Raw genomic sequence first — 20,894 nt, forward strand, 5'->3', positions numbered from 1 at the left:
AGTTCATCGGTCCTCGACGAGGCGCACGAAGTCGCGCTCGTTGCGTTCGGCGCGCCGCACGTACCAGCGGGCGAGCAGGATCAGCGGCACGTACAGGCAGAAGCCGAGCACCGTCCAGGCCAGGCGGCGGGCGTCCGGGGCCGCCGCGAAGACCAGCGGGAGCGGGCCGACGAGCAGCACCAGGACCGCGAACCCGGTGAGCGCGGCGCGCAGTTGGGTGCGCATCAGGGAGCGGACGTAGGTGTGGCCGAGGGTGGTCAGCTCGTCGATCTCGGTGCGCGGCCGGTAGTAGCCGGAGGTCCGGCGGGTGCGGCGGGGCGGTCCGGTGACGGTGACGCGGCGCTCGGTGGGCTCCACCGTGCCCCCTATCCGGCGGTCCGGCGCATCAGCAGGTCCCGCAGTTCGCGGGCGTGCCGACGGCTGACCTGGAGTTCCTCGCCGCCGACCAGGACGCTCACGGTGCCCGCGTCCAGGCGGAGTTCGCCGATGTGGTGGAGGGCGACGAGGTGGCGGCGGTGGATGCGGACGAACCCGCGGGCGCGCCAGCGTTCCTCCAGGGTGGACAGCGGGATGCGGACGAGGTGGCTGCCGCGGCCGGTGTGCAGGCGGGCGTAGTCGCCGTGCGCCTCGACGTGGGTGATGTCGTCGACGGCGAGGAAGCGGGTCACGCCGCCGCGTTCCACGGGTATCTGGTCGGGGTCGGGTTCGTGCACGGGGATCGGCTGGGCGGTGCCGCGCAGTTCGGCGGCGCGCCGGACGGCCTCGGCCAGGCGTTCCTTGCGGACGGGCTTGAGCACGTAGTCGACCGCCTTGATGTCGAACGCGCGTACGGCGAAGTCCTCGTGGGCGGTGACGAAGACGACCAGCGGGGGCCGGGCGAACCCGGTCAGTAAGCGGGCCATCTCCAGGCCGTCGAGGCCGGGCATCTGGATGTCGAGGAAGACCACGTCGATGGCGTCGGGCCCGCCCGGTCCGGACTCCAGGGCACGGGTGATGCGGCGCAGCGCCTCGGTGGCGTCCCCGGCGCCCTCGGCGTCGGCGATGCGCGGGTCGGCGTGCAGCAGGTAGAGGAGTTCCTCGAGCGAGGGGCGTTCGTCGTCGACGGCGAGGGCGCGCAGCATGAACGTGGAGTGTAGGAGGAATCCGCCCGCCTGGACATGTGCCGGGTGTGGACGTTGCCGCTGGATACAGTGCCGACATGAACAGCAGGACCGCCCCGTTCGACGAGCTCGACCGGAAGATCATCACCGCGTTGATGGCGAACGCCAGGACCAGTTTCGCCGAGATCGGCTCAGCGATCGGGCTGTCGGCCACCGCGGTCAAGCGGCGTGTGGACCGGCTGCGCGACACGGGCGTGATCACCGGGTTCACGGCCACCGTGAAACCGTCGGCGCTGGGCTGGCGCACGGAGGCGTATGTCGAGGTGTACTGCGAGGGGGCGGCCCCGCCGAGGCGCCTCGCGGAGGTGGTGCGCGGTTATCCGGAGATCACGGCCGCGATGACGGTGACGGGCGGCGCGGACGCGCTGCTGCATGTGCGGGCGCGGGACGTGGAGCACTTCGAGGAGGTGCTGGAGCGGATCCGCGTGGAGCCGTTCATCCGGAAGACGATCAGCGTGATGGTGTTGTCCCACCTCCTCCCGGACAGTCCGGAGGCGGGCGCCACCCACGCGGCCCCTCAGGAGTCCGCGGATCACGCAGCGGACGTGCGCTGACGGGCCCTACAACGCAGCAATCCTGCGCACACACGCAGCTGTCGTTGCTTGTCCACCGTATCGGTCCCTTCCTACCTTGGTGTCAACCCTCAGTCGACACCGCAGGAAGCGGAGGAACCCCTCTGTGCCCGACAGCCGTGTGCCGCGCCTTCGGCGCTTCCTCGTCTGCGAACCCAGACACTTCGCCGTGCAGTACGCGATCAATCCCTGGATGCACCCCGACACCCGAGTCGACGTGGACCTGGCCCGTGAGCAGTGGCAGGCGCTGATCGGCGCCTACCGTGCCCACGGCCACACCGTCGACGCCGTGGACCCGGCCCCGGGTCTGCCGGACATGGTCTTCGCCGCGAACTCGGCGGTCGTCGTCGACGGCCGGGTCTTCGGCTCCCTCTTCCACGCGCCCGAGCGGCGCCCCGAGTCGACCCACTACGACACCTGGTTCAAGTCGGCCGGGTTCGATGTCCACCGCCCCGAGTCCGTCTGCGAGGGCGAGGGCGACCTGGTGTGGACCGGCCGGTACGTGCTGGCCGGGACCGGCTTCCGTACGACCCGTGAGGCGCACCGCGAGGTGCAGGAGTTCTTCGGCCATCCGGTGATCAGCCTGACGCTGGTGGACCCGTACTTCTACCACCTGGACACGGCGCTGTTCGTCCTGAACGACGGCCACGACGACAACATCGTGTACTACCCCGAAGCCTTCTCGCCCGGCAGCCGCGAGGTGCTCGCGCGCCTCTATCCGGACGCGGTGCTCGCCACCCGCGACGACGCGATGGCCTTCGGCCTCAACTCCGTGTCCGACGGCCGGCACGTCTTCATCGCACCGCGGGCCGAGGCGCTCGCCGGCCGCCTCGCCGACCACGGCTATGTCCCCGTCCCCGTCGACCTGTCGGAGTTCCACAAGGCCGGCGGCGGCATCAAGTGCTGCACCCAGGAGATCCGCTCATGACCGCACCCGCGCGCACCCAGACCTCCGACGACCTGATCCGCGCGGAGGAGCCGGTCCTCGCGCACAACTACCACCCGCTGCCGGTGGTCGTCGCCCGTGCCGAGGGCACCTGGGTGGAGGACGTCGAGGGCCGCCGCTACCTCGACATGCTGGCCGGCTACTCGGCCCTCAACTTCGGCCACCGCCACCCGGCGCTGATCGAGGCCGCCCACCGCCAGCTCGATCTGCTCACCCTGACCTCGCGCGCCTTCCACAACGACCGGCTCGCCGGATTCGCCGAGCGCCTGGCGGAGTTGACCGGCCAGGACATGGTGCTGCCGATGAACACCGGCGCCGAGGCGGTGGAGAGCGGCATCAAGGTGGCCCGCAAGTGGGCGTACGAGGTGAAGGGCGTCCCGGCCGACCGGGCGACGATCGTGGTCGCGGCGGAGAACTTCCACGGCCGGACGACGACGATCGTGGGCTTCTCCACCGACGAGACGGCCCGGACGGGGTTCGGTCCCTTCGCGCCGGGCTTCCGGATCGTCCCGTACAACGACCTGGCGGCGCTGGAGGAGGCGGTCGACGAGACCACGGCGGCCGTGCTGATCGAGCCGATCCAGGGTGAGGCGGGCGTCGTCATCCCCGACGACGGCTATCTGCGCGGTGTCCGTGAGCTCACCCGTCGCGAGGGCTGTCTGTTCGTCGCCGACGAGATCCAGTCGGGGCTTGGCCGCACCGGCCGTACCCTCGCGGTGGAGCACGAGGACGTCGTCCCGGACCTGCTGCTGCTCGGCAAGGCGCTGGGCGGCGGGATCGTGCCGGTGTCGGCCGTGGTGGGCCGGCGCGAGGTGCTCGGTGTACTGCGGCCGGGTGAGCACGGCTCCACGTTCGGCGGCAACCCCCTCGCGGCCGCGGTCGGCACGGCGGTGGTGGAACTGCTGGAGACGGGCGAGTTCCAGCGCCGGGCGACGGAGCTGGGCGTCGTACTGCGCGACGGGCTGGCCGCGCTGGTCGGCCGGGGCGTGGTCGGCTTCCGTTCGCGCGGGCTGTGGGCGGGCGTCGACGTGGACCCCGCCATCGGCACCGGACGCGAGGTCAGCGAACGCCTGATGCGGGAGGGGATCCTGGTCAAGGACACCCACGGCTCGACGATCCGGCTGGCCCCGCCGCTGACCATCACGGCCGAGGAACTGCGCTCGGCCCTGGGCACGTTGGAGCGGGTGCTCACCCAAGGGAGCTGATGTTCGACCGGCCGCCGCTGCCGTCCCCCGGCGCGGTGGCCGGTCGCTTCGCGCGTGGTTCCGGCGTACGGCTCCCGCCTTTACACTGGCCTCCCTCTCACACGCCGGAGCGAGCCCTCTTGTTCTACTACCTGCTCAAATACGTGCTGCTGGGGCCGTTGTTGAGACTGGTCTTCCGGCCCCGCATCGAAGGCCTCGATCATGTGCCGTCCTCGGGCGCGGCCATCGTCGCCGGCAACCATCTGTCCTTCGCGGACCACTTCCTGATGCCGGCCATCCTCAAACGGCGTATCACGTTCCTCGCCAAGGCCGAGTACTTCTCGGGACCGGGCGTCAAGGGCCGCCTGACCGCGTTCTTCTTCCGCAGCGCGGGCCAGATCCCGGTCGACCGCTCCGGCAAGGAGGCGGGCCAGGCCGCGATCCGCGAGGGCCTCGGCGTGCTCCGCAAGGACGAGCTGCTCGGCATCTACCCCGAGGGCACCCGCTCGCACGACGGCCGCCTGTACAAGGGCAAGGTCGGGGTGGCGGTGATGGCCCTGACGGCCGGGGTCCCGGTCGTCCCCTGCGCGATGATCGGCACCTTCGAGGCGCAGCCGCCGGGGCGGGTCGTCCCGCGCATCCACCCCATCACCATCCGCTTCGGCAAGCCCCTCGACTTCTCCCGCTACGCGGGGATGGAGCACGAGAAGGCCGTGCTGCGGGCCGTCACCGACGAGATCATGTACGCCATCCTGTCGCTGTCCGAGCAGGAGTACGTCGACCAGTACGCGGCCGTCGCCAAGGCGGAGCAGGCCGCGGCCGGGCAGGAGCGCCGCTTCCCGCGGCTGCCGCTGAGCTGACGGCGGACGTGCGAGAGGGGCGACCGGAGTCCGGCCGCCCCTCGTCGCCGTAGCGGATGCGGTTACGGCTTGGGCGTGGCGTGCGGAGCGCAGGTGACGTCCGCGGTGTCCAGCTTGCCGGTGAGCAGGTAGGTGTCCACCCGGTCGTTGACGCACGGGTTGACCAGGCCGGTCACACCGTGGGAGCCCGCGTCCTTCTCGGTGATCAGACGGGAGCCCTTGAAGCGCTTGTGCAGTTCGACGGCGCCCTCGTACGGGGTGGCCGCGTCACGCGTGGACTGCACGATGAGCACCGGCGGCAGGCCCTTGTGGGTCTTGACGTTCACGGGGGTCTGCTGCTTGACGGGCCAGGTGGCGCACGGCAGGTTCATCCAGGCGTTGGCCCAGGTCATGAACGGGTAGTCCTTGTTGAGCCGGGTGTTGTCCCGGTCCCACTTCTGCCAGCTGGTGGGCCACTTGGCGTCGGTGCACTCCACGGCCGTGTAGACGGCGTTGGAGTTCTCCGAGGCGATGTTGCCCGCGGTGTCCGTGAGGTCCGGGGCGGCGGCGTCCACCAGCGCCTGGGTGTCACCGGCGACGTACTTGCCGAACACCGTGGCGACCGGCACCCACGAGGAGTCGTAGTACGGGGCGCTCTGGAAGAAGGAGATCAGCTCGGCCGGGCCGACGACTCCGCCGATCGGGTTCTTCTTGGCGGTGGCGCGCAGCTGGAGCCACTTGGCCTGGACGGCGGCGCGGGTGGTGCCGAGGTGGAAGGTGGCGTCGTTGGCGGCGACCCAGTCCTCCCAGTCCTTCCAACGGCCCTCGAAGGCGACGTCCTGGTCCAGGTTGGCCTCGTACCAGATCTTCTCCCGCGACGGGTTGACCACGCTGTCGACGATCATCCGGCGGACGTGGCCCGGGAAGAGCGTGCCGTAGACGGCGCCGAGGTAGGTGCCGTAGGAGACCCCGAGGTAGTTGAGCTTCTTCTCACCGAGCGCGGCGCGGATGACGTCCAGGTCGCGGGCGGTGTTCGGGGTGGTCATGTGCGGCAGCATCTTGCCGCTGCGCTCGTAGCAGCCGTCCGCGTACTCGCGGGCGAGCTTGCGCTGGGCCTTCTTGTCGGCCTCGGTGTCCGGCACCGGGTCGGCCTTGGGCGCCTTGACGAACTCCTGCGGGTCGATGCAGGAGATGGGCGTGGAGTGGCCGACGCCGCGCGGGTCGAAGCCCACGAAGTCGTACGCCTTGGCGGTGTTGGCCCACAGGGCGTTCTTGGTGGTGACCCGGCGCGGGAAGCGCATGCCGGAGCCGCCCGGACCGCCGGGGTTGTAGACGAGCGCGCCCTGACGCTCCTGCTTGGTGCCCGTGTTGCCGATGCGGTCGACGGCGAGCTTGATCTGCTTGCCGTACGGCTTGGCGTAGTCGAGCGGTACGGAGACCCAGCCGCACTGGATGGGCTTCTCCAGCCCCCAGTCGGCGGGGCAGTCCTGCCACGTGATCCCGGTCTTCGCGGCCCGGGCCGCGGCGATCGCCGCGCCGCGGGCCTCGCGGTCCTGGCCGTGGCGCTCGGCCGCGCCGGCCGCGGGCGCCGAGACGGCACCGGCTATCAGTGTCGCCGTGACGAGCGCTCCGGCCGAACCGAGCGCCAGCACGCGGTTCTTCGGTCTGATGTCCCTCAAGTGGGCCCCTCCCCCTGTGTCGTTGCTGATGGTCAGGGGGATCCTCGCGGCTGTGAGCTGCCTGAGAACAGGGGTCGTTGACCTTCTTTGCCAATCCGATAACCGGGTGATCACGTACCGCTCAGCGGAACACCACCGGGAACCGCCTTACGCCAGAAGCGCCAGCGCCTCGTCCAGCACCCGCCGCAGCCGCAGCGCGTCCACCGCGACGGCGGTCACCAGTACGGCGGGACCCGCGAGCGGAGCCATGGCGGCGCCCTCCCCCAGCATCCGCGCCGCCACCGGCTCACGCGCGAACTCGGGCCGGACGACGACCAGTTGGCCCACGGCACGGTGTCCCGCCAGCACGGCGGGCCCGTCCCAGCCGCCCGGCGCGCCCGGCCCGCAGGCCAGCTCCTGGTCGAGCACGGTCCGCCCGGCGATCCGCACCGTGAGACGGCTGGTGAGCCGCCCGGGTTCCTCCCCGACCCGCCCCAGCACCTGCTCCTCGCGCAGCACGAGCCGGGCCCCGGCCGCGAGATCGACGCGGGTGGTGACATACAGGTCACTGCCCCCGGCGGAGATCAACTGCTCGGGAAGCCAGCGTAGTTCACCGCCGTCGGCGACGCCCAGCCGCACGTCGTAGCGGGCCTCCCCCTTCGCCTGCCCGGGCAGCGCGATGGTCGCGGCGGCGGACCCGACGTGCAGCCGGGCCCCCTCCCCCACCTCCGCCTCCACGGCGAACCGGTCGCCGCCGAGGGGCCCGCTCATCGCCCCGACGAGCATGACCCGCGCCTCGGCGCCGCTCGCCCGGGTCCGGCGCGGCGCCAGCGGCCCCTCGCCGTCCAGCACCGGCAGCGCCGTACCGCCCCGCCCGTCGTCCCGGGCGACGATCCGGGCGGTGGCCCGCACCCCCGTCGCCGTCATGCCGTCCACGCGGCGAGCCGCCCGCGCACCCAGCCGGCCACGTCCGTCACGCCCGCCTCGCTCCTGAGCGACTGGAAGACGACCGGCAGCTCGGCCCGCTGCGCCTTCGCGTCGGCGGCCATCCGCGCGAGGTCGGAGCCGACGTACGGCGCGAGGTCGGTCTTGTTGACGACGAGCAGGTCGGCGGTCGTCACCCCGGGCCCGCCCTTGCGCGGGATGTCATCACCGCCCGCCACGTCGATGACGAAGATCTGCGCGTCCACGAGCCCCCTGGAGAAGGTCGCGGTCAGGTTGTCCCCGCCCGACTCCACCAGGATCAGGTCCAGCGGCCCGACCTCGTCCTCCAGGTCCTCCACCGCTTCGAGGTTGGCGGAGATGTCGTCCCGGATCGCCGTGTGCGGACAGGCGCCCGTCTCCACGGCCGTGATCCGCTCCGGCGGCAGCACGGCCTCCCGCAGCAGGAACTCGGCGTCCTCCCGCGTGTAGATGTCGTTCGTGACGACCGCCAGCGACAACTCCTCCCGCAGCGCACGGCACAGCGCGGCCACGGTCGCGGTCTTCCCGGACCCGACGGGCCCCCCGAGCCCGATCCGCAGGGCACGACGGGACCCGTCGGGCCGGTGGGCATCGGCGCCGAGGGCGGGGGATTCGTGGGTGTGAGTGTGGTCGATATGCATGGAAACGGCTCCATCGGTCAGCCCGTCCGGCGTTTGAGGACGAGGCCGTTCAGGCCGAACGGGGGTCCAGGGGGCGAAGCCCTCTGGCGGGGTCGAAGGGGCGGAGCCCCTGGGACGGGACGGGTAGGGGCGGCGGGGGCGAGAACCCCCTACGACGCGAACAACCGCACGGGCCAGGCCGCATGCCACTCCGCCCCGACCTCCAGCAACGGCGCCGACGACGCGGGCAGAGCGTCAACACCCTCGTCGACCACCCGCCGAGCCGCCTCCACCGCCCGGTCCGCCACACGATCCAGCTCCGGCGCCAGCCGGGCCAGAACGGCAGTGGCCTCAAAGGGATCCAGACTCAGCAACCGCACCGTCGCGGTCGCGGGCCCGCTCACGCTCTCGTACGCCGCACAGTACGCCGCGTCCGAAGCCTCCAGCCCGGCCGCCCGCGCCACAAGCCCGAGCACCACCGGCTGATGGGCGCCCTTGGGAAAGTCCCCTGCCAGGACGTCCAGTTCGCCCGAAGGCCAGGTCGCCCGACCGGCCCGCGTCAGCTGCCGCCCCAGCCGCCGCGCCGCGACCCGCAACGCGGGCGACGGCGTCCGCGCGTCCGCCGCGGCGTCCAGCGCGACCGGGTCCACGCCGAGCACAGCGGCCGCGGCGAGAGCCGCCGCCACGAGCCCGGCGGTGTGCAACCGCCCCCGGCAGAAGTCCTCCAGGCTCGCGGCCCCGCTGATCCGCCCGGCCTTGACGGCCGCCTCGGCACCGCCGGAGTGCGCGTGCCCTCCGGCGGGAAAGCGGCCGTCGGCCAGGACGAGAAGTGCTGCCCTGGACATCAGAAGAGGAAGTAACGCTGGGCCATGGGCAGTTCGGCCGCCGGTGTGGCCTCGACCAGCTCCCCGTCGATGTGCACGGCGAAGCTGTCGGGGTCGACCTGGACGCGCGGCCGGGCGTCGTTCTCCCTCATGTCGGCCTTCGTCACCCCGCGCGTCGACTCGATGGCGACGAAGCGCTTGCCGAGCTGCAGCCGCTCCGGCAGCCCGTCCTCGACGGCCAGCGGCGCCACGAAGTTGAACGAGTTGGCGGCGGGCGCCCGCCCGATCGCCCCGTACATCGGCCGCGGGAGGATCGGCTGCGGTGTCGGGATGGACGCGTTGGCGTCGCCCATCTGCGCGTAGGCGATCTGGCCGCCCTTGAGGACGAGATGCGGCTTGACGCCGAAGAACGCGGGCTCCCACAGCACCAGGTCGGCGAGCTTGCCGGTCTCGACGGAACCGATCTCCCGGGCCAGCCCCTGGGCGAGCGCCGGATTGATCGTGTACTTGGCGACATAGCGCCGCACCCGCCGGTTGTCCGCCCGCCCGTCGCCGGGCAGCGTGCCGCGCCGCCGCTTCATCACGTGCGCGGTCTGCCAGGTCCGCAGGACGACCTCGCCCACCCGTCCCATGGCCTGGGAGTCGGAGGAGATGATCGAGATGGCGCCCAGGTCGTGCAGGATGTCCTCGGCGCCGATCGTGGACGGCCGGATCCGGGACTCGGCGAAGGCCAGGTCCTCGGGGACGGCCGGGTTGAGGTGGTGGCACACCATCAGCATGTCGAGGTGTTCCTCGGCGGTGTTGACGGTGAACGGCCGCGTCGGGTTGGTGGAGCTGGGCAGTACGTGCGGCTCGGAGACCACGGTCATGATGTCCGGGGCGTGCCCGCCGCCCGCGCCCTCGGTGTGGTAGGCGTGGATGCCGCGCCCGCCGATCGCGGCGAGCGTGTCGCCCACGAACCCGGCCTCGTTGAGGGTGTCGGTGTGGATGGCGACCTGGATGCCGGTGCGGTCGGCGACGGTCAGCGCGGCGTCGATGACCGCCGGGGTGGAGCCCCAGTCCTCGTGCAGCTTCAGGCCCAGCGCGCCGCCCCGGATCTGGGACAGCATCGCCTCGTGCGAAACGGTGTTGCCCTTGCCGAGGAAGCCGATGTTGAGCGGGTAGGCCTCCATCGCCTCCAGCATCCGGGCCAGGTGCCAGGGGCCGGGGGTGACGGTGGTGGCCTTGGAGCCCTCGGCCGGGCCGGTGCCGCCGCCGACCAGCGTGGTGATCCCGGCCGCGAGGGCCTCGTCGGCTATCTGCGGGCAGATGAAGTGGACGTGCGCGTCGATGGCGCCGGCGGTGAGGATCCGCCCGTTGCCCGCGATGACCTCCGTCTCGGGGCCGATGACCAGGTCCGGGTGGACGCCGTCCATGGTGTCGGGGTTGCCCGCCTTGCCGATGCCGGTGATCCGGCCGTCGCGGATGCCGACGTCGGCCTTGACGATCCCCCAGTGGTCGACGATGACGACACCGGTGACGACGGTGTCGGGCGTGCCCTCCGCGCGCGTGGCACGCGACTGGCCCATGGACTCGCGGATCACCTTGCCGCCGCCGAAGACCGCCTCGTCACCGGCGAGCCCGGGACCGCCGGAGCGGTCCTCCTCGATCTCGATCAGCAGGTCGGTGTCGGCGAGCCGGATCCGGTCACCGGTGGTCGGGCCGAACAGGTCCGCGTACGCGGCCCGGGAGATCTCAGGCATCGAGGGCACCTCCGGTCTCCCCGCGCAGGCCGGGCACGATACGGCCGCCGGCGAGCGGGACGAGTTCGACGTCGACGGGAATGCCCGGTTCGAAGCGCACGGCGGTGCCGGCGGCGATGTTCAGCCGCTTGCCGCGCGCGGCCGCGCGGTCGAACTCCAGGCCCGGGTTCGCCTCGGCGAAGTGGTAGTGGGAGCCGACCTGGACGGGCCGGTCGGCGGCGTTGAGGACGGTGAGCCGGGTGACCTCGCGGTCCTCGTTGTAGACGACCGGGTCGTCGGCGAACAGGATCTCTCCGGGAATCATCGACGGCCCCCTTCAGACGATCGGCTCGTGGACGGTGACGAGCTTGGTGCCGTCCGGGAAGGTGGCCTCGACCTGGACGTCGTGGATCATCTCGGGGACGCCTTCCATGACGTCGTCCCGGGTGAGCAGCTTGCGGCCGGAGGACATCAGTTCGGCGACCGTACGACCGTCACGCGCGCCTTCGAGGATGTGCGAGGTGATGAGGGCGACCGCCTCGGGGTGGTTGAGCCTCAGCCCACGGGCCCGGCGCTTCTCGGCCACGTCGGCCGCCACGTGGATGAGCAGCCTCTCTTGTTCGTGCGGGGTCAGTTGCACGTCCCACCTCACAGTCCTCGCTCCGGACCGTGCGGGGCCCGGTTGCCGCGGCCACGGGGCAAAGTCCCTGGTGGCGTGGATGGGCAGGCTAGTGCGAGCTGGTTTCGGGCACGTTAACCCCGCTGTGATCCCCGGCCGCCGCCGGTGCGCCCGCCGGTCGCTACGAGACGTCGGGCCCGCGGTGCTCCGCCGCGATGCCGAAGCGCTGCCGTTCGCGGGCGGCGGACGTGGTCTCGCGGACCCGGGAGACGGAGCTGATCACCTGCTCCTCCTCCGGCCGGTCGAGCGCGTCGAGTCGCTCCAGGTCGGCGGCGGAGACGAGGGCGACGAGAGGCTTGCCGTGCCGCGTCACGACGACGCGCTCACCGCCGTACACCACACGGTTGATCAGGTCGGCGAGTTCAGCCCTGGCTTGCGTCACCGGAATCTCGTAGGCCATACCCCCATCATAACGTCACGTACGTCCTGTACATTTTTTACAGATGACGGAGCCGATCCACCGGATACGGCCGTGCCCGAGGAGGGGTTTGCCATGACCCGACCGTCCGCCCGCCACGTACTGCCCGAGTTCACCGAGCGCACCAGCGGCGGGCACCGCACCCTCGACCCGTACTCGAAGCTGCTGCAGGAACGGATCGTCTTCCTCGGGACGCCGATCGACGAAACCTCGGCCAACGACGTCATGGCGCAGTTCATGTACCTGGAGTACGACGCCCCCGGCCGGGACATCGCGCTGTACGTCAACTCCCCGGGCGGCTCGTTCAGCGCGATGACGGCGATCTACGACACCATGCGATACGTCAGCTGCGATGTGCAGACGACCTGCCTGGGGCAGGCGGGCTCGTACGCCGCGGTGCTGATCGCCGCCGGCACGCCGGGCAAGCGGTTCACGCTGCCGGGCGCGCGGGTCATGCTCCGGCAGCCGTCGCTGCCCGAGCCGACGCGGGGTCAGCCGAGCGATCTCGTCATCCAGGCGGACGAGTTGATCCGGACGCGCACCCTGCTCGAAGACATGCTGGTCCGGCACACGGGCCGCGACCCCGAGCAGGTCCACACGGACCTCGAACGGGACCTGCTGCTGGACGCCCCGGGCGCACTGGAGTACGGGCTGGTGGACGGGATCATCTCCAGCCGCAAGTCCTCGCGGACCACCCCGGACGCGGGGTGAGCCGCCGATGCTGCCACCGGAACTGCCGCCACTGCCCGCCCTGACCCGGGCCGAGGGCGAGTTGATCGACCGTTACCTGGACGTGGTGGACCTGCTGGGCCGGATCAACCCGGCACAGCACGGGGACACCTACCGCGGGCTGCGGGCCGCCCAGGCACTGGTGAGCAAGGCGGTGGAACTGCGCGACGCGCTGACCCTGATGCACCAGCGGGGCGAAACGGAGTTGCACGCGGCCACCTTGGCGCGGGCGCTGCGGGTGCTGGACGGCGAGCGCCGTACCGCACGCGTCATCGTGCCCCCGGACGGCGCCGGTTGACGGTTGCACACCCGCGCTTGAGTCGAAACGACCCAAAAGACGTACCCACGTCCGGAGTAGGCGCGCGTGCTTTTCCAGGGCCCCCGAACTTGCGCAAATCGCCCGGCCGAAGGGCGTCGCGAAGTGCTTAGGCCCTGGTGGGAGGCTGCGCGGCTGTCCCGGTCGTGGCTCGAACACAGGGCTGTCCACCCGAACGGGCGAGTGGTGAGTAACGCCACAAACCCTCGGTTCCGTTGGGATTTTCGGACAGCTGTGGGCGAAGATCCCTGACTGACGACAAGACCCCGCCGCAGCGGCGGGGCGATCCGGGCGGACGCCGAGTCCTGCCGCCGCCCGGATGACCGGTCGACAGGAGTGGATCGGCAGGAGTGGAGGACCCAAGCAAGACGGGTCGCCGGAGTGGACGTTCGTTCACTTCCGAGCAGCCCTTGGGGTGAAGCCGTGGCAACGCGGCCGGGCAACTTCGCCAGCCCGAATCCGACAGGTCATCCTTCACAGGCGGCTGACGAAGGGTTGCGCATGACTGCGCTCAATCGTGTCCCGTCGCTCATGGTCCGGGCCGGTACGGCCTCGGCCTTCGCCATCGCCGCCGTCGGCGGCTCGATAGCGGTACCCGGTGTCGCCCCCGACGCCGCGGCCGCGACTCCGGCGACGAAGGCACTACACATCGCCGCGTCCAAAAAGGGCGCGCCGTACAAGTGGGGCGCCACCGGCCCGGGCAGGTTCGACTGCTCCGGCCTCACGCTGTACTCGTTCAAGAAGGCGGGCAAGAAGCTGCCGCGGACGGCCGCCCAGCAGTACAACAAGACCCACCACATCTCCGCCAAGAGCCGCAAGGCCGGAGACCTGGTCTTCTTCCATTCCGGCTCCAGCGTCTACCACGTCGGCATCTACGCCGGGAAGGGGAAGATCTGGCACGCCCCGAGGACCGGGGACGTGGTGAGGCTGCAGAAGATCTGGACCAAGAGCGTCTGGTACGGCCGGGTCAGCTGACCCGCCCGAGGGGGTGGCGGTAGCCGGCGCGCCGTCACCCCCTGGGCAGCCGCCCCGGCTGACCTCCCGTCACGCCACCAGCGGCTCCAGGAGCAGAGCCGCTCCCAGGCCCGTCAGCGCCACTCCGGTGGCCGCTCGGAGCGCACGGGCGGCCCGCGGCCGGCGCAGCCACCGGCCCAGCCGGTCGACCAGCAGGGCGACCACCGGGAACCACACCAGCGCCAGCGCGAAGACGATCAGCGCGAGCAGCAGCGTCCTGGGCACCGCCGAGGCGCCCGAGGGCACGAACTGCGGCAGCAGGCTGAGGAAGGTCAGCGAGGCCTTGGGGTTCAGAGCGTTCGTCACGAACCCCTGCCGCAGGGGATGCGCGGCCGCCTCCGCCTCGGGCTCCGCCGCCGGCCGCCACAGCGACCACAGTGTCCGCAGCCCGAGCTGCAGGACGTACGCGCCGCCCAGCAGTCGCAGCGCCCAAAACAGCGCCGGGACGGCCGTGAGGACCGCGGCGACGCCCGCCACCGCGAGGGTGACGTGCACCAGCAGCCCGCCGGCGATGCCGAGCGCGCAGGTGACTCCGGCCCGGCGGGAGACCAGGGCGTTGCGCACGACCACGGCGAAGTCGGCGCCCGGCATGACGACCATGCCGACGGCGATCCCGGTGAAGGCGATGAGCTGTCCGTCCATGCACCCCAGCCTGCCCCGCGGAAGCCTTCAGAGGGTATTTCGAATCAGCTCCCCGTTCCTTAAGCAGTGCTTTAGGCTCGGGTCCCATGTACGACCCGACACGGCTGGCCGCACTTGTCGCGGTGGCGGAGGCGGGGTCCATCACCCGGGCCGCCGAGCGTCTCGGCTACACCACGCCCGCGCTCTCCCAGCAGCTCGCCAAGCTGGAGCGGGAGGCGGGCACGGCGCTGCTGGTGCGGCACCACCGGGGGGCGCGGCTGACGGAAGCGGGCGAGCTGCTGGTGGCCCGGGCTCGCCGGGTCCTCGACGAGCTGGAGCGGGCGCGGCACGAGCTGTCACGGCTGGCCGGGCTGTCGGGCGGCACGCTGCGGCTGGGCACCTTCCCGACGGCGGGCATGCATCTGCTGCCTCCGGTGCTCAGCGCGTTCCGCCGGGCGCATCCGGACGTGGAGCTCTCGGTCGCGGACTACGACCCGCCGACGGGCGTGACGGCGGTGGCGGCCGGGGAGATCGACCTGGCGCTGACCCACGCCTACCACCCGGGCCAGTCCGCCCCGCCGCCCTCCTCGGTCGGCCTGGAGCCGGTCCTGGTGGAGGAACTGGTCCTGGTGACCGCGCCGGGGCACGCGTTGAGCAGCGGGTCCTCTCGGTTGCCCCTGGCAGATCTCGCCGGCCAGCCGCTCGTCAGCATGGCGCCGCACCATCCGGCCCGGCGCGGTGTGGAGACCCTCCTGGCCGAGGCGGGGGCCACCCCGTCGGTGCTGGTCGCGACGCCCGGGTACGGCGTGGTGTGCGCACTGGTGAGCGCCGGGCTCGGCGTGGCCGTCGTACCGGAGATGGTGGCGCGTACGGCGGTCACTCCGGTCGGGGTCCGGCCGCTGGGGGCCGGGGCACCGCACCGTACGATCTCGGTCGCGTACCGCGTCGAGGAGGCGTCTGCCGCCGCGGACGCCTTCCGTGCCTTGCTGCGCGGCGCGTTCGGCCGGGCGCGGCAGGTCTGAGCAGGGGGGCGAGGACTACTGCGGCTCCTGCTGTCCGGCCGCCGTCACCGGCCGGGCGGGAACCGTCCAGGGCACTTCGATGAAGACCGTCTTGCCGCCCTCCCGGGTGGGCCGGACGCGGAGTCTGCCGCCGCACTCGGCGGTCAGCCAGCGGATGATGACCATGCCGCGTCCGTTGTCCTGCTGGACGGCGGCGGGGAGTCTCTTCGGGAAGCGGGGGTGGCTGTCGGTGACGCCGATGCGCAGGTGTTCGTCACGGTCGAGCGCGAGGTCCACCGTGAAGGTGGGTGACAGCCCGAGGGTGTGCTGTACGGCGTTGGTGGCGAGTTCGGAGACGATGAGCCGGATGGTGTCGGCCACGTCCGTGTCCGACGGAAGACCCCATTCCGCGAGGGTGCCCACCACATAGGTGCGGGCCGCGGAGACCGAGGCTGGATCGCTCGGCAGAGTGACGGATGCTTCCAAATGGTCTGCCATGGCGAATGTCGTCCTTCCCACGGGACCGCAGTCCGACATGGAGCGGATGGTTCGAGTACGGTCCCGGACTGGTGCTTCATCGCCAGACTGCCATCAGCGCGCCGGTCACGGGTGGGATCCACCAAGATATGCATATATCTGTCGCCCAAAGCGGTGAACTCTGCGACGGCAGACCGTATTTGGGTGGCGCATAAGGAGTAATGGCGAGTAAGGAGTGGCCATGCAGAACGGTCCCGCGGTGCGCCGCCGGAAACTGGGCGCCGAACTGCGCACGCTGCGCACCGGCGCGGGCCTCACCAGTGGTGAGGCGGCCCGCCTGGTGGGCTGGCACCAGTCGAAGGTGAGCCGGATCGAGACCGGCGCCAGCGGGGTGAAACCGGCCGATGTGCGGCTACTTCTGGACGCCTACGAGGTGACGGACCGCCAACTGCGCGAACTGGTCCTGGTGCTGGCGGGGTCGCACGACGGCGGCGGACGGCACCACTGGTGGCACGCCTACCGCGGGGTGCTGCCGCCCACCTACCGGGACTTCATCAGCCTGGAGTCGCAGGCCAGCGGGATGCGCACCCTGGAGACATCGGTGGTCCCGGGGCTGTTGCAGACTCCCGAGTACGCCCGTGCGGTCACCCGGGCGGCCGTGGGCGTGGGCGACGACGTCACCGAGGAGCGGCTGGACGCGCTGGTGGAGGTGCGGCTGGCCAGGCAGGACGTGCTGCGGTCGGAGCCGCCGCTGGAGCTGAGCGCCGTGCTGGACGAGGGGGTGCTGCGGCGGGAGGTCGGCGGGCCGGACGTGATGGAGCGGCAGCTCCGGCGGCTCGTGGAGGCGGCGCGGCTGCCCCAAGTGCGGCTCCAGGTCCTGCCGTTCTCCGCCGGGGCGCACATCGGTATCACCGGCCCTTTCGTTATCTTCTCTTTTCCGAGCACTTCCGATCTGGATGTGGTTGTTCTCGACCACTTGACGAGTAGCCTCTATCTGGAACGGAAAGAAGACCTCCAGGCCTACACGGAGGCCTTCGACACCCTTCGGATCCACGCCCTTTCACCCGAGGACTCGTTGGATTACATCGCCGGGATAGGTGACGGCGCGTAAGGAGGCACCATGTCTGCACTGCCTCGGAACGTACCTTCCAGTACCGAACTGCACGATGTGCGGTGGCTGCGCAGCAGCTACAGCACAGGGGCGAACAACTGCGTGGAGACGGCCCGGCCGCACTCCGGTCCGCGGACCGGGCTGCTCGCCGTGCGCGACTCCAAGGCCCCGGCCGGACCCGCGCTGCTCTTCTCCCCCGAGAGCTGGGCCGGGTTCCTCGCCGCGCTCCGGTGACCGTGCACTGATCAGTTCCCGTCCGGGCGACGCACGGCCGTGTCACGCCGACTCATGGTCGCGTCTCGCCGATCACTCGTACAGCGCGTTCGATCTCGGCCCCGGAGAGGTCCGCCCGGGCGGTCAGCCTGAGCCGTGAGATGCCGTCGGGCACGGAAGGAGGACGGAAGCAGCCCACGGCCAGGCCCGCCGCCCGGCAGTCGGCCGCCCAGCGCACGGCCCCCTCCGGGGACGGGGCACGCACGGACACGACCGCGGCGTCCGGGGACACCGCCTCCAGACCCGCGGCGGTCAGGCGTGCGTGCAGCTCGGCGGCGACCGCGCGGGCCCGCGCCGCCCGTTCCGGCTCGCGGCGCAGCAGCCTGAGGGCCGCCAGGGCCGCGCCCACCGCCGCGGGAGCCAGGCCCGTGTCGAAGATGAACGTCCGCGCCGCGTTGACCAGGTGGTCGATCACCCGGGCCGGACCGAGGACGGCACCGCCCTGGCTGCCCAGCGACTTGGACAGGGTGGCCGTCACCACCACATCGCCGGCGCCCGCGAGGCCCGCCGCGTACGCGGCGCCCCGGCCGCCGTCGCCCAGGACGCCCAGACCGTGCGCGTCGTCCACCAGCAGCCCCGCGCCGTGTCCCCGGCACGCCTCGGCGAGCGCGGCCAGCGGCGCCGCGTCCCCGTCGACCGAGAACACCGTGTCGGAGACGACGACCGCGGGGCCCTCGTGTGTGCCCAGGGCCTTGTCGACCGCGTCCGGGTCGGCGTGTCCGACGACCTGTGTCGTACCGCGGGCCAGCCGGCAGCCGTCGATGAGGGAGGCGTGGTTGCCCGCGTCGGACACGATCAGGGAGCCGTGCGGCCCCAGCGTGGTGACCGCGGCCAGGTTGGCGGCGTAACCGGAGGAGAACACCAGGGCCGCCTCGAAACCGCAGAAGCCGGCCAGTTCGCGCTCCAGCTCCGTGTGCAGCTCGGTGGTGCCGGTGACCAGACGGGAGCCGGTGGAGCCGCCGCCCCAGGTCCGGGCCGCCGCCGCGGCCCCCTCGGTGACCTCCGCGTGGTGGGCGAGACCCAGGTAGTCGTTGCTCGCGAGGTCCAGCAGCGGGGAGTCGGCGGGGCGGGGACGCAGGGTCCGTACCAGTCCGGCGCGGCGGCGCAGCTCCGCCTGGTCGTCGATCCAGCCGAACGCCATGACTCCTCCGGGGATTTTGTAGGCAATGGACAGACACTAGCCGGACGACCAGCCGCCCAGGATGTGGCAATACCCACACCACGAACCGTCTCCGTTGTACAAACTCTCCTTGGCCCCGGGCGGTCACGTAGGACAGGATCGGACCTCATGGATCTGCTGAACACGCTGGTGGAAAAGGGGCTTCGGCGCGAGCTGCCGACCCGCGACGAAGCACTCGCCGTGCTGGCCACCTCCGACGACGACGTACTCGATGTGGTGGCCGCGGCCGGCAAGGTGCGCCGGCACTGGTTCGGCCGGCGCGTGAAACTTAACTACCTGGTGAACCTCAAGTCCGGCTTGTGTCCGGAGGACTGCTCCTACTGCTCCCAGCGGCTCGGCTCGAAGGCCGACATCCTGAAGTACACCTGGCTCAAGCCCGACGAGGCCTCCCAGGCCGCCGCCGCGGGCCTGGCCGGAGGTGCCAAGCGGGTCTGTCTGGTGGCCAGCGGGCGTGGGCCGACGGACCGGGACGTGGACCGGGTCTCCGAGACGATCAAGACGATCAAGGACCAGAACGAGGGCGTCGAGGTGTGCGCCTGCCTCGGCCTGCTCTCCGACGGTCAGGCCGAACGGCTGCGCGAGGCGGGCGCGGACGCGTACAACCACAACCTCAACACCTCGGAGGGGACGTACGGGGACATCACGACCACGCACACGTACGCCGACCGGGTGGACACGGTGCAGAAGGCGCACTCGGCCGGCCTGTCCGCCTGCTCCGGTCTGATCGCGGGCATGGGCGAGAGCGACGGGGACCTGGTCGACGTCGTCTTCTCGCTGCGTGAGCTGGACCCCGACTCCGTTCCGGTGAACTTCCTGATCCCGTTCGAGGGAACCCCGCTCGCCAAGGAGTGGAACCTCACGCCGCAGCGCTGCCTGCGGATCCTGGCGATGGTCCGGTTCGTCTGCCCGGACGCCGAGGTGCGGATCGCGGGCGGCCGTGAGGTGCACCTGCGCACGATGCAGCCGCTGGCGCTGCACCTGGCCAACTCGATCTTCCTCGGCGACTACCTGACCAGTGAGGGCCAGGCGGGCAAGGCCGACCTGGAGATGATCGCGGACGCCGGGTTCGAGGTGGAGGGCACCGGCCAGGTGACGCTGCCGGAGCACCGGGCGGCGGCCGGGGGCGGCTGCGGATCGCATGCGGAGGCGGGCTGCGGGTCGCACGCCGCGGAGGCGGGCTGCGGCTCTCACGAGGGTGGCGGAATCTGCGGCACGGCTTCCGCGCACCAGACCGGCGAGGCGCGTACCGACCTCGTCGCCGTACGCCGCCGGGGTGCCGGCACGGACCTCGCGCCCAATGCCTGACCGGCCCGGCCTGAACGTGCCGGAACTGCTGGAGCTGGACCGGCGGCACGTGTGGCATCCGTACGGCCCGATGCCCGGGCGTGCCGAACCGCTCGTCGTGGAGGCGGCGAGCGGGGTCCGGCTCCGGCTCGCCGATGGCTCGGGCGAGCTGGTGGACGGCATGTCGTCGTGGTGGTCGGCCATCCACGGCTACAACCACCCGGTCCTGAACGAGGCCGCGCGCGAGCAGCTCGGGCGGATGAGCCACGTCATGTTCGGCGGGCTCACCCATGAGCCCGCCGTCCGCCTCGCGAAGCACCTTGTCGACATGTCGCCCGAGGGGCTCGAACATGTCTTCCTCACCGACTCCGGATCGGTGTCGGTCGAGGTCGCGGTCAAGATGTGCCTGCAGTACTGGCGTTCGCTCGGCCGTCCGGAGAAGCGGCGCCTGATGACCTGGCGCGGCGGCTACCACGGCGACACCTGGCAGCCGATGTCCGTGTGCGACCCCGAGGGCGGGATGCACGAACTGTGGGCCGGGGTCCTCCCCCGCCAGCTGTTCGCCGACCTGCCGCCCGCGGAGTACGAGGACGCGTACGCCGCCCACCTGCACGAGCTGATCGAGCGGCACGCCGGTGAACTGGCCGCCGTGATCGTGGAGCCGGTGGTGCAGGGCGCGGGCGGGATGCGGTTCCACTCCCCCGCCTATCTGCGGACGCTGCGCGAGGCGTGCGACGCGCACGACGTGCTGCTGGTGTTCGACGAGATCGCGACCGGCTTCGGGCGTACGGGGGCGCTGTTCGCGGCGGACCACGCGGCCGTCACGCCGGACGTGATGTGCCTCGGCAAGGCCATGACCGGCGGCTACATGACGATGGCGGCGACGCTGTGCACCGCGCGTGTGGCCGACGGCATCTCGCGGGGTGAGGTGCCGGTCCTGGCCCATGGGCCGACGTTCATGGGCAACCCGCTGGCGGCGGCCGTCGCCTGCGCGTCCATCGAGCTGCTGCTCGGGCAGGACTGGCGCACGGAGGTCAAACGCATCGAGGCGGGCCTCAGGGACGGGCTCGCTCCGGCCGCCGAGCTGCCGGGAGTGCGGGACGTACGGGTCCTGGGTGCGATCGGGGTCGTCCAGCTCGACCACGAGGTGGACATGGCGGCGGCCACCGGGGCCGCCGTGCGCGAGGGCGTCTGGGTACGGCCGTTCCGCGACCTGATCTACACGATGCCGCCGTACGTCACCGGTGACGCGGACCTGGCACGGATCGCACGCGCGGTGTGCGCGGCGGCACGGGAGGGATGAG

The 20,894-nt window shown here is 71.6% G+C and carries 25 protein-coding genes and 1 riboswitch; of the genes, 12 read left to right on the forward strand and 13 right to left on the reverse strand.

Translation table 11 applies throughout. The annotated features are described in order from the left end of the window. Positions 1-3: 3 nt before the first annotated feature. Positions 4-357: a hypothetical protein gene (locus ACZ7L0_RS23365; protein WP_471244454.1), complete on the reverse strand. Its 354-nt coding sequence runs from the start codon at positions 355-357 to the stop codon at positions 4-6. Positions 358-365: 8 nt separating this feature from the next. Then, the gene (locus tag ACZ7L0_RS23370; RefSeq protein WP_471244455.1) at positions 366-1,121 is read right to left on the reverse strand and encodes a LytR/AlgR family response regulator transcription factor; all 756 of its coding nucleotides are present in this window, start codon (positions 1,119-1,121) and stop codon (positions 366-368) included. A 77-nt stretch (positions 1,122-1,198) separates the two neighbouring features. Between ACZ7L0_RS23370 and ACZ7L0_RS23375 the strand changes: the two genes are divergently transcribed. The 4 genes from ACZ7L0_RS23375 (at position 1,199) to ACZ7L0_RS23390 (ending at position 4,722) form a co-directional block, all read left to right on the forward strand. Then, on the forward strand, positions 1,199-1,714 hold the full coding sequence (locus tag ACZ7L0_RS23375; RefSeq protein WP_471244456.1) for an Lrp/AsnC family transcriptional regulator: 516 nt from the start codon (positions 1,199-1,201) through the stop codon (positions 1,712-1,714). A 124-nt stretch (positions 1,715-1,838) separates the two neighbouring features. Beyond that, on the forward strand, positions 1,839-2,660 hold the full coding sequence (ddaH, locus tag ACZ7L0_RS23380; protein WP_471244457.1) for a dimethylargininase: 822 nt from the start codon (positions 1,839-1,841) through the stop codon (positions 2,658-2,660). Further along, the gene (gene rocD / locus ACZ7L0_RS23385; RefSeq protein WP_471244458.1) at positions 2,657-3,883 is read left to right on the forward strand and encodes an ornithine--oxo-acid transaminase; all 1,227 of its coding nucleotides are present in this window, start codon (positions 2,657-2,659) and stop codon (positions 3,881-3,883) included. Before ddaH ends, rocD begins: the two co-directional genes overlap by 4 nt. A gap of 119 nt (positions 3,884-4,002) precedes the next feature. Then, entirely contained in the window at positions 4,003-4,722 is a 720-nt protein-coding gene (locus ACZ7L0_RS23390) for a lysophospholipid acyltransferase family protein (RefSeq protein ID WP_471244459.1), read from the forward strand. Positions 4,723-4,784: 62 nt separating this feature from the next. Here the strand turns inward: ACZ7L0_RS23390 and ACZ7L0_RS23395 are convergent, their stop codons facing one another. From ACZ7L0_RS23395 to ACZ7L0_RS23430, 8 genes are all read right to left on the reverse strand, one after another. After that, positions 4,785-6,380, reverse strand: coding sequence for an alpha/beta hydrolase (locus ACZ7L0_RS23395; RefSeq protein ID WP_471244460.1), 1,596 nt, complete (start codon positions 6,378-6,380; stop codon positions 4,785-4,787). Positions 6,381-6,527: 147 nt separating this feature from the next. Further along, positions 6,528-7,286, reverse strand: a complete 759-nt coding sequence (locus ACZ7L0_RS23400) for an urease accessory protein UreD (protein WP_471244461.1) — start codon at positions 7,284-7,286, stop codon at positions 6,528-6,530. Then, complete coding sequence (gene ureG / locus ACZ7L0_RS23405; RefSeq protein ID WP_471244462.1) at positions 7,283-7,963, reverse strand: urease accessory protein UreG; 681 nt, start codon at positions 7,961-7,963, stop codon at positions 7,283-7,285. Before ureG ends, ACZ7L0_RS23400 begins: the two co-directional genes overlap by 4 nt. Positions 7,964-8,112: 149 nt before the next feature. After that, the gene (locus ACZ7L0_RS23410; protein WP_471244463.1) at positions 8,113-8,787 is read right to left on the reverse strand and encodes an urease accessory protein UreF; all 675 of its coding nucleotides are present in this window, start codon (positions 8,785-8,787) and stop codon (positions 8,113-8,115) included. After that, positions 8,787-10,508 carry an urease subunit alpha gene (locus tag ACZ7L0_RS23415; RefSeq protein ID WP_471244464.1) on the reverse strand — a complete coding sequence of 574 codons (1,722 nt, stop codon included), beginning with the start codon at positions 10,506-10,508 and terminating at the stop codon, positions 8,787-8,789. Before ACZ7L0_RS23415 ends, ACZ7L0_RS23410 begins: the two co-directional genes overlap by 1 nt. Continuing rightward, positions 10,501-10,812: an urease subunit beta gene (locus ACZ7L0_RS23420; RefSeq protein WP_471244465.1), complete on the reverse strand. Its 312-nt coding sequence runs from the start codon at positions 10,810-10,812 to the stop codon at positions 10,501-10,503. Before ACZ7L0_RS23420 ends, ACZ7L0_RS23415 begins: the two co-directional genes overlap by 8 nt. Before the next feature lie 12 nt (positions 10,813-10,824). Beyond that, positions 10,825-11,127, reverse strand: a complete 303-nt coding sequence (locus tag ACZ7L0_RS23425; protein WP_313746622.1) for an urease subunit gamma — start codon at positions 11,125-11,127, stop codon at positions 10,825-10,827. Between the two features lie 160 nt (positions 11,128-11,287). Next, on the reverse strand, positions 11,288-11,566 hold the full coding sequence (locus ACZ7L0_RS23430; protein WP_471244466.1) for a type II toxin-antitoxin system Phd/YefM family antitoxin: 279 nt from the start codon (positions 11,564-11,566) through the stop codon (positions 11,288-11,290). Between the two features lie 93 nt (positions 11,567-11,659). Here ACZ7L0_RS23430 and ACZ7L0_RS23435 point away from each other — a divergent pair, with 93 nt between their 5' ends. The 3 genes from ACZ7L0_RS23435 to ACZ7L0_RS23445 all read left to right on the forward strand — a co-directional run bounded on the left by ACZ7L0_RS23435 (position 11,660) and on the right by ACZ7L0_RS23445 (position 13,604). Continuing rightward, positions 11,660-12,295, forward strand: coding sequence for an ATP-dependent Clp protease proteolytic subunit (locus ACZ7L0_RS23435; protein ID WP_471244467.1), 636 nt, complete (start codon positions 11,660-11,662; stop codon positions 12,293-12,295). A gap of 7 nt (positions 12,296-12,302) precedes the next feature. Continuing rightward, positions 12,303-12,611 (forward strand): hypothetical protein, encoded by a 309-nt coding sequence (locus tag ACZ7L0_RS23440; protein ID WP_471244468.1) that lies wholly within the window; start codon positions 12,303-12,305, stop codon positions 12,609-12,611. Positions 12,612-12,928: 317 nt separating this feature from the next. Then, positions 12,929-13,127: riboswitch (cyclic di-AMP (ydaO/yuaA leader) on the forward strand. Positions 13,128-13,130: 3 nt separating this feature from the next. Then, a complete protein-coding gene (locus ACZ7L0_RS23445) occupies positions 13,131-13,604 on the forward strand; it encodes a C40 family peptidase (RefSeq protein WP_471244469.1) in 474 nt (157 codons plus the stop codon). A gap of 69 nt (positions 13,605-13,673) precedes the next feature. Here ACZ7L0_RS23445 and ACZ7L0_RS23450 read toward each other — a convergent pair whose 3' ends face one another. Further along, positions 13,674-14,285: a LysE family translocator gene (locus ACZ7L0_RS23450; protein WP_471244470.1), complete on the reverse strand. Its 612-nt coding sequence runs from the start codon at positions 14,283-14,285 to the stop codon at positions 13,674-13,676. Between the two features lie 86 nt (positions 14,286-14,371). Here ACZ7L0_RS23450 and ACZ7L0_RS23455 point away from each other — a divergent pair, with 86 nt between their 5' ends. Continuing rightward, on the forward strand, positions 14,372-15,286 hold the full coding sequence (locus ACZ7L0_RS23455) for a LysR family transcriptional regulator (RefSeq protein WP_471244471.1): 915 nt from the start codon (positions 14,372-14,374) through the stop codon (positions 15,284-15,286). Positions 15,287-15,301: 15 nt separating this feature from the next. Here ACZ7L0_RS23455 and ACZ7L0_RS23460 read toward each other — a convergent pair whose 3' ends face one another. Beyond that, complete coding sequence (locus ACZ7L0_RS23460; RefSeq protein WP_471244472.1) at positions 15,302-15,763, reverse strand: ATP-binding protein; 462 nt, start codon at positions 15,761-15,763, stop codon at positions 15,302-15,304. Positions 15,764-15,983: 220 nt separating this feature from the next. On the opposite strand from ACZ7L0_RS23460, the gene ACZ7L0_RS23465 reads away from it, so the two are divergent. Together ACZ7L0_RS23465 and ACZ7L0_RS23470 are read left to right on the forward strand one after the other, a co-directional pair. Beyond that, positions 15,984-16,853: a helix-turn-helix domain-containing protein gene (locus ACZ7L0_RS23465; RefSeq protein ID WP_471244473.1), complete on the forward strand. Its 870-nt coding sequence runs from the start codon at positions 15,984-15,986 to the stop codon at positions 16,851-16,853. Positions 16,854-16,862: 9 nt separating this feature from the next. Next, positions 16,863-17,087, forward strand: coding sequence for a DUF397 domain-containing protein (locus ACZ7L0_RS23470; protein ID WP_471244474.1), 225 nt, complete (start codon positions 16,863-16,865; stop codon positions 17,085-17,087). A gap of 52 nt (positions 17,088-17,139) precedes the next feature. On the opposite strand, the gene ACZ7L0_RS23475 is transcribed toward ACZ7L0_RS23470, so the two are convergent. Further along, complete coding sequence (locus ACZ7L0_RS23475) at positions 17,140-18,267, reverse strand: 8-amino-7-oxononanoate synthase (protein WP_471244475.1); 1,128 nt, start codon at positions 18,265-18,267, stop codon at positions 17,140-17,142. Positions 18,268-18,414: 147 nt separating this feature from the next. On the opposite strand from ACZ7L0_RS23475, the gene bioB reads away from it, so the two are divergent. Together bioB and ACZ7L0_RS23485 are read left to right on the forward strand one after the other, a co-directional pair. Then, complete coding sequence (gene bioB, locus ACZ7L0_RS23480) at positions 18,415-19,611, forward strand: biotin synthase BioB (RefSeq protein ID WP_471244476.1); 1,197 nt, start codon at positions 18,415-18,417, stop codon at positions 19,609-19,611. Beyond that, positions 19,604-20,893: an adenosylmethionine--8-amino-7-oxononanoate transaminase gene (locus ACZ7L0_RS23485; protein WP_471244477.1), complete on the forward strand. Its 1,290-nt coding sequence runs from the start codon at positions 19,604-19,606 to the stop codon at positions 20,891-20,893. Before bioB ends, ACZ7L0_RS23485 begins: the two co-directional genes overlap by 8 nt. The last annotated feature ends 1 nt before the right edge of the window (position 20,894 follow it).

The sequence above is a fragment of the Streptomyces sp. NPDC039424 genome, from assembly GCF_055639495.1.

Coding starts and splice junctions, on each gene's coding strand:
- ACZ7L0_RS23370 (WP_471244455.1), bottom strand. CDS start 1,121: ATGCTGCGCGCCCTCGCCGTCGACGACGAACGCCCCTCGCTCGAGGAA.
- ACZ7L0_RS23375 (WP_471244456.1), top strand. CDS start 1,199: ATGAACAGCAGGACCGCCCCGTTCGACGAGCTCGACCGGAAGATCATC.
- rocD (WP_471244458.1), top strand. CDS start 2,657: ATGACCGCACCCGCGCGCACCCAGACCTCCGACGACCTGATCCGCGCG.
- ACZ7L0_RS23400 (WP_471244461.1), bottom strand. CDS start 7,286: ATGACGGCGACGGGGGTGCGGGCCACCGCCCGGATCGTCGCCCGGGAC.
- ureG (WP_471244462.1), bottom strand. CDS start 7,963: ATGCATATCGACCACACTCACACCCACGAATCCCCCGCCCTCGGCGCC.
- ACZ7L0_RS23410 (WP_471244463.1), bottom strand. CDS start 8,787: ATGTCCAGGGCAGCACTTCTCGTCCTGGCCGACGGCCGCTTTCCCGCC.
- ACZ7L0_RS23415 (WP_471244464.1), bottom strand. CDS start 10,508: ATGCCTGAGATCTCCCGGGCCGCGTACGCGGACCTGTTCGGCCCGACC.
- ACZ7L0_RS23420 (WP_471244465.1), bottom strand. CDS start 10,812: ATGATTCCCGGAGAGATCCTGTTCGCCGACGACCCGGTCGTCTACAAC.
- ACZ7L0_RS23430 (WP_471244466.1), bottom strand. CDS start 11,566: ATGGCCTACGAGATTCCGGTGACGCAAGCCAGGGCTGAACTCGCCGAC.
- ACZ7L0_RS23435 (WP_471244467.1), top strand. CDS start 11,660: ATGACCCGACCGTCCGCCCGCCACGTACTGCCCGAGTTCACCGAGCGC.
- ACZ7L0_RS23440 (WP_471244468.1), top strand. CDS start 12,303: ATGCTGCCACCGGAACTGCCGCCACTGCCCGCCCTGACCCGGGCCGAG.
- ACZ7L0_RS23445 (WP_471244469.1), top strand. CDS start 13,131: ATGACTGCGCTCAATCGTGTCCCGTCGCTCATGGTCCGGGCCGGTACG.
- ACZ7L0_RS23450 (WP_471244470.1), bottom strand. CDS start 14,285: ATGGACGGACAGCTCATCGCCTTCACCGGGATCGCCGTCGGCATGGTC.
- ACZ7L0_RS23455 (WP_471244471.1), top strand. CDS start 14,372: ATGTACGACCCGACACGGCTGGCCGCACTTGTCGCGGTGGCGGAGGCG.
- ACZ7L0_RS23460 (WP_471244472.1), bottom strand. CDS start 15,763: ATGGCAGACCATTTGGAAGCATCCGTCACTCTGCCGAGCGATCCAGCC.
- ACZ7L0_RS23465 (WP_471244473.1), top strand. CDS start 15,984: ATGCAGAACGGTCCCGCGGTGCGCCGCCGGAAACTGGGCGCCGAACTG.
- ACZ7L0_RS23470 (WP_471244474.1), top strand. CDS start 16,863: ATGTCTGCACTGCCTCGGAACGTACCTTCCAGTACCGAACTGCACGAT.
- ACZ7L0_RS23475 (WP_471244475.1), bottom strand. CDS start 18,267: ATGGCGTTCGGCTGGATCGACGACCAGGCGGAGCTGCGCCGCCGCGCC.
- bioB (WP_471244476.1), top strand. CDS start 18,415: ATGGATCTGCTGAACACGCTGGTGGAAAAGGGGCTTCGGCGCGAGCTG.
- ACZ7L0_RS23485 (WP_471244477.1), top strand. CDS start 19,604: ATGCCTGACCGGCCCGGCCTGAACGTGCCGGAACTGCTGGAGCTGGAC.